The 5071-nt window shown below is 47.5% G+C and carries 4 protein-coding genes and 1 pseudogene; 2 read left to right on the top strand and 3 right to left on the bottom strand.

Features of this window, described 5'->3' with window-relative positions; genetic code table 11:
* The 3 genes from dhaM to dhaK all read right to left on the bottom strand — a co-directional run.
* Positions 1 to 926, bottom strand: a 926-nt coding sequence (dhaM, locus tag DZ54_RS0110105) for a dihydroxyacetone kinase phosphoryl donor subunit DhaM (protein ID WP_025673985.1), incomplete at its 3' end; no start/stop codon positions are given.
* A 1-nt stretch (position 927) separates the two neighbouring features.
* A complete protein-coding gene (gene dhaL, locus DZ54_RS0110100; protein WP_025673984.1) occupies positions 928 to 1563 on the bottom strand; it encodes a dihydroxyacetone kinase subunit DhaL in 636 nt (211 codons plus the stop codon).
* 13 nt (positions 1564 to 1576) lie between these two features.
* Positions 1577 to 2635: a dihydroxyacetone kinase subunit DhaK gene (gene dhaK, locus DZ54_RS0110095; RefSeq protein WP_025673983.1), complete on the bottom strand. Its 1059-nt coding sequence runs from the start codon at positions 2633 to 2635 to the stop codon at positions 1577 to 1579.
* A 347-nt stretch (positions 2636 to 2982) separates the two neighbouring features.
* Between dhaK and DZ54_RS0110085 the strand changes: the two genes are divergently transcribed.
* The gene (locus DZ54_RS0110085; protein ID WP_025673982.1) at positions 2983 to 4065 is read left to right on the top strand and encodes a glycerol dehydrogenase; all 1083 of its coding nucleotides are present in this window, start codon (positions 2983 to 2985) and stop codon (positions 4063 to 4065) included.
* Between the two features lie 123 nt (positions 4066 to 4188).
* A pseudogene (locus tag DZ54_RS20700) lies at positions 4189 to 5071 on the top strand (IS256 family transposase); the annotation flags it as partial.

The raw sequence follows: 5071 nt of genomic DNA, 5'->3' as shown, positions 1-5071 counted from the left end.
GCAATTTCATCGGTTGTATGACCAAAGTGACGATCGGGGACGGGTGGCATTTCACTGGTAACAAGAACAACGGGCGCCGTTACAATCCCCTCATTCACGCTAATCCCCGTGATCGCGCCTTCAATGGTTTGTGCATTCCCCTCATGATGTAATGTCTCGACTTCATCGCTTTGATGTTCGATAACGCCATCATCAACGGCTTGTTTTTCGCCAAAGTGATCATGTGCAAGTACTTTAAATGCTGCTATTGCATCCACGGCTTGGGGACCAAGGGCATGGATGGTTATGGAGTCATTACAACGGACACCAAGCTTCGCAATGCTATTGAGGCTTTTTGCATTGACCTGTCGATCGCCCTTTTGTAGCCAGATTTGACTGTCAAAATGCGCCAGTGCGCCAACAATGGCGGCGGCTGGCCGAGCATGTAATCCATGTGGATTTTGCACGATCCAGTCGTATGTCAGCGTTTCTTTATCCTGCATCGCTGTTTGCGCGGGTTCCGCGTCTGTTGATGGCTGATCATCCAGATGCACTTGTTTTACACTCAAGGCATTTTGCGCTTCCTCAACCACGGTTGCCAACGGTAACCCTGCTGCTGCTGCCACCGACGCAGCCATCGTTCCTTCGACGATGGGCGCTGAAATTAACGTCACACTTTCCCTTAATTGATCATCAAGGAGATCGAGTGCCATTTCTGCACTCAGTAACGCACTGCCAAGATCCATCAAGACAATAACGCCCTTTTCATCATGTACACGCTCTATCGCCTCCATGACAGCAATAGTATCGGTACCTATCGGGTTTTCAGGATCATCAACACCTGCTGCAATAGCGATATTCGCTTTTCCTTGAGTCATTTGGGTCGCCAATTCAGCGACCCCCTCAGCAAGGCGACGACTATGAGAGACAACAACAATTCCCACCATCTTAATTACCTGCTATTGCTTGCTTTAGTGCTTTAATCATTAATAGAGAGGACGTTGCACCGGGATCTTGGTGGCCGATACTGCGCTCACCTAAATAACTCGCGCGTCCTTTTTTCGCTTGCATTTCAATGGTGGCTAATACATTCGCTTCCGCGAGCTCAACCATCTCATTATGTAAGTGATCAGCACTCGTGCCCTTATCTAACGATGCCTTTATGCTGGTCAAAACCGGTAGCCAAACATCACACATGGTTTTGTCGCCTAATTCGGCTTTACCACGAGAGACCACACCATCGACTCCACTTTTTAGCGCGTCGATCAGTTCTTCAAAGGTCAATTGTTCTCGGGTCCCGACAGCCGCTGCTGTGCGAATAAATAACGTGCCATACAACGGGCCGCTTGCGCCTCCGACACTAGACAATAATGTCATACCCGTATTTTTTAGAATGCTACCAATGTTTTGCTCGACGATTTGTGGCAGTTTTTCCGCGACTTTCTTAAAGCCACGATTCATGTTGAGACCATGGTCTGCATCGCCGATATCACGATCAAGATCCGTGAGAAAATCTTGATTGTCTTGATAGGTTGTCGCACACAACTCTAACCAGTGAATAATATGTGTTTTTTCAATTTGCATGTTATTTCCCCTGTTACCAGTTGATTGCGGCTGTGTCGACGGGCGCATCAAAAAGCTCCAACATCTCTTTATCGGCTTTGAGTAAGGTGATTGACACCCCTTCCATATCAAGCGACGTACAGAAGTTACCTACCCTATTCCGTACGATGCGGAATCCCGCTTGCTCGCACTGATGAGCAAGACGACGATACACGCCGTAAAGCTCAGAAATTGGCGTGCCGCCCATACCATTGACCACCACGATGTAGTCATGATCGGCAGAAAAAGGCTCAATACTAGAGACTACCTCATCCCATTCGCCTTCTTCGCGATTCCAAATCCGTAATGTACGCTGGTAAGGCGCGTTCTCGGCGATTTCAGCAAACATCTCATCCACTAAGGTGTCGACGTCTGTGTATTGCATGCGTTTGATACCAGGCTCACCATGAATACCGACACCAAACTCCACTTCATTGTCTTCTAAGATAAACGACGGTTTACCTGCCGCTGGCACAACACACGCATTGAGCGCCACACCAAAGGATCGGCACTGGTTATTGACGCGTCGAGCAAGCGCTTCGCACTGTGCCAACGTATAACCTTTACTTGCCGCAGCGCCGACTAATTTCTCCACTAACACAGTACCTGCCACGCCACGACGGCCAGCGGTATAAAGGCTATCTTTCACGGCCACATCATCATCCACTAAGACCGACCCAACCTTGATACCATCGGTATGAAGTAGCTCCACGGCAGTTTCAAAATTCAACACATCGCCCGTGTAGTTTTTAATAATAAAAAGCACGCCCTCGCCGGTATTCACTTGGTTGCCACACTCATACATTTGATCCGGTGTTGGCGACGTAAATACTTCTCCCGGGCACACTCCAGTCAACATGCCTTTACCAATAAAACCCGCGTGCAGTGGCTCATGACCACAACCACCACCAGACACTAACGCGACTTGCCCAGGTGTTTCCTCATGCCACATATAGCGAGGTTCATAGTTGGCTTTTAGCTCAGGACGGGACAACGCGAGGCCTTCCATTTGTTGCAAGACAACATCATCGACTTGATTGATTAGTTTTTTCATCGTTCTATCTCATTCCATTTATTTTTACGTAGGGTATGAAGTCATCTTAAGCAGAGAAAACCGGGGCTCAACAAAAATAATTTTGTTCCATAATGGAACAATTGATCCTCTTATTTCGTTTCAATTTGGAACACTCGCAACGGCACTTGCCTGAATAGTGATCGATGCCAAAAAGCATTGTTTTTTTGTTTTTGCTCGCGCGACTTATTTGACACTGCGGTCATAAAAGCACACTTCAAATCCGCGATATCCTTTCTCGTTTGGGCTGTCAGTCCTAATATAGCGCCTCCCCTACAATGGTTTTTCATTGCAGAAAACACACATAATAAAGAATAAAGGTCTGAATTATGGATAAAATAATTATTAGCCCCAGTAAATACGTCCAAGGTGAACAAGTACTGAGCTCGATTGCGCACTATGTAAAGAGCCTTGGTGAGAAACCATTAGCCATCGCCGATGAATTCGTCACCAACTTGATCGGTGATACGGTAAAACAGAGCTTTGCTGATGAAGATGTTTCGCTAACAACCAATATTTTTAATGGCGAGTGTTCCCGTGTTGAGATTGAGCGCATCACTGATATTTGTGCGACACAGCAACATGATGTCATCGTCGGTATTGGCGGCGGGAAAACACTAGATACGGCAAAAGCGGTTGCGTTCTACACCAACATTCCCGTTGTTGTGGTGCCGACTATCGCGTCTACAGATGCGCCAACGTCGGCTCTCGCCGTTATCTATACCCCAGAAGGTGAATTTTCTGAATACTTGATGATCCCTAAAAATCCGGACATGGTGATCATGGATACGTCTATCATCGCTAAAGCACCGGTTCGCTTGCTGGTTTCCGGGATGGGTGACGCGCTATCAACTTACTTTGAAGCTCGTGCAAATATGACGTCAGGTAAAGCAACTATGGCCGGTGGGCTCGCGACACGGTCTGCACAAGCGCTCGCAAAACTGTGTTATGAAACATTACTTGAAGATGGCTTAAAAGCAAAAATCGCAGTGGAAAATGGTGTGAGTACGAAAGCCGTCGAAAATATTATTGAAGCCAATACCTACTTAAGCGGTATCGGTTTTGAGAGCAGCGGGCTGGCCGGCGCGCATGCGATCCATAACGGCCTCACCAAGCTTGAGGAGTGCCATCACCTTTACCATGGTGAAAAAGTGGCATTTGGTACACTGGTTCAACTCGTGCTAGAAAACGCGGCAATGGAAGAGATAACTACCGTCCTCGCTTTCTGCCGTTCCGTTGGCCTACCGACCAATCTTTTTGATATGGGCGTAAAAACGCTAAATCATGCGACGTTGCGTGCAGTGGCGGAAGCATCAACGGCTGAGGGAGAGACTATCCATAACATGCCATTTCCTGTCACCGCAGATAACGTTTATGCCGCCATGTTGACCGCGCATCAATTGGGCCAATAGGCAGACTGTTGCCAATATACCAAATAGGGTGGTCTTTTCAGACACCCTATTCAATAGCGTGAGTATCGGTAGTGTTCAGAATTCTGTGTCATTTCGTTAAACTACACCAAAAAGGGATGACACATGACTAAACCAACATTCGATATGGATACCGCCTTGCAAGCTTTGCGTGAAGGTAAAGACCTCACCGGCAAAGATGGTATTTTAACCCCCCTCATCAAGCAGCTCACTGAAGCAGCCATGCAAGCTGAGCTTGATGAACACCTCACTGATAAAAAGCAGCCTAACCGTAAGAACGGCTCTACATCAAAGTCAGTTAAAAGCCCTGCCGGCAGCTTTGAACTCAGTACACCACGCGACCGAGCAGGCTCGTTCGAGCCGCAATTAGTGAAAAAGCACCAAACGCATTTAACCGATGAGCTGGAGCGCAAAATCCTCGCGATGTTTTCTCTAGGTACCAGTTACCAAGATATCCGCATGCACATCGAAGAGTTGTACGGTATTCATGTGTCCAACGGTACCATCAATGCCGTGACTGATAAGCTACTGCCTGAGCTTCAGGCTTGGCGTGAGCGGCAATTAGAAGCGGTCTATCCGATTGTCTGGCTCGATGCCATTCACTATAAAATCAAAGAGAACGGGCGCTTTATCACTAAAGCGGTGTACACCATTCTCGGCCTCAACGTTGAGGGGAAAAAAGAGCTGCTGGGCCTTTACCGCGACCGTTAAATAACAGTAATAGATCAAAACTGGGGACCACGGTCAAGACATCTGTGACACTAAAATCTGTAAATGATCGCTAGATCACACTATTTTAATTCATTAATTGGCTGCGGAATGACGGCTTTACCTGTCAGAGTCTGAAGGTGCCCATCATTGGCTCAGCGTGCTGACCGACCTGCACAACCGTGGTGTACAAGATATCCTTATTGCGTGCGTTGATGGCCTTAAGGGCTTCCCTGAAGCGATTGAAAGTATCTATCCCAAGACAGAGATACAGCACTGC

It is taken from the genome of Salinivibrio socompensis S35 (genome assembly GCF_000513715.1).
GTDB lineage: Bacteria > Pseudomonadota > Gammaproteobacteria > Enterobacterales > Vibrionaceae > Salinivibrio > Salinivibrio socompensis.
The sequence above is the reverse complement of the archived record's forward strand: the minus strand, read 5'-3'. Positions and strand labels throughout refer to the sequence as shown.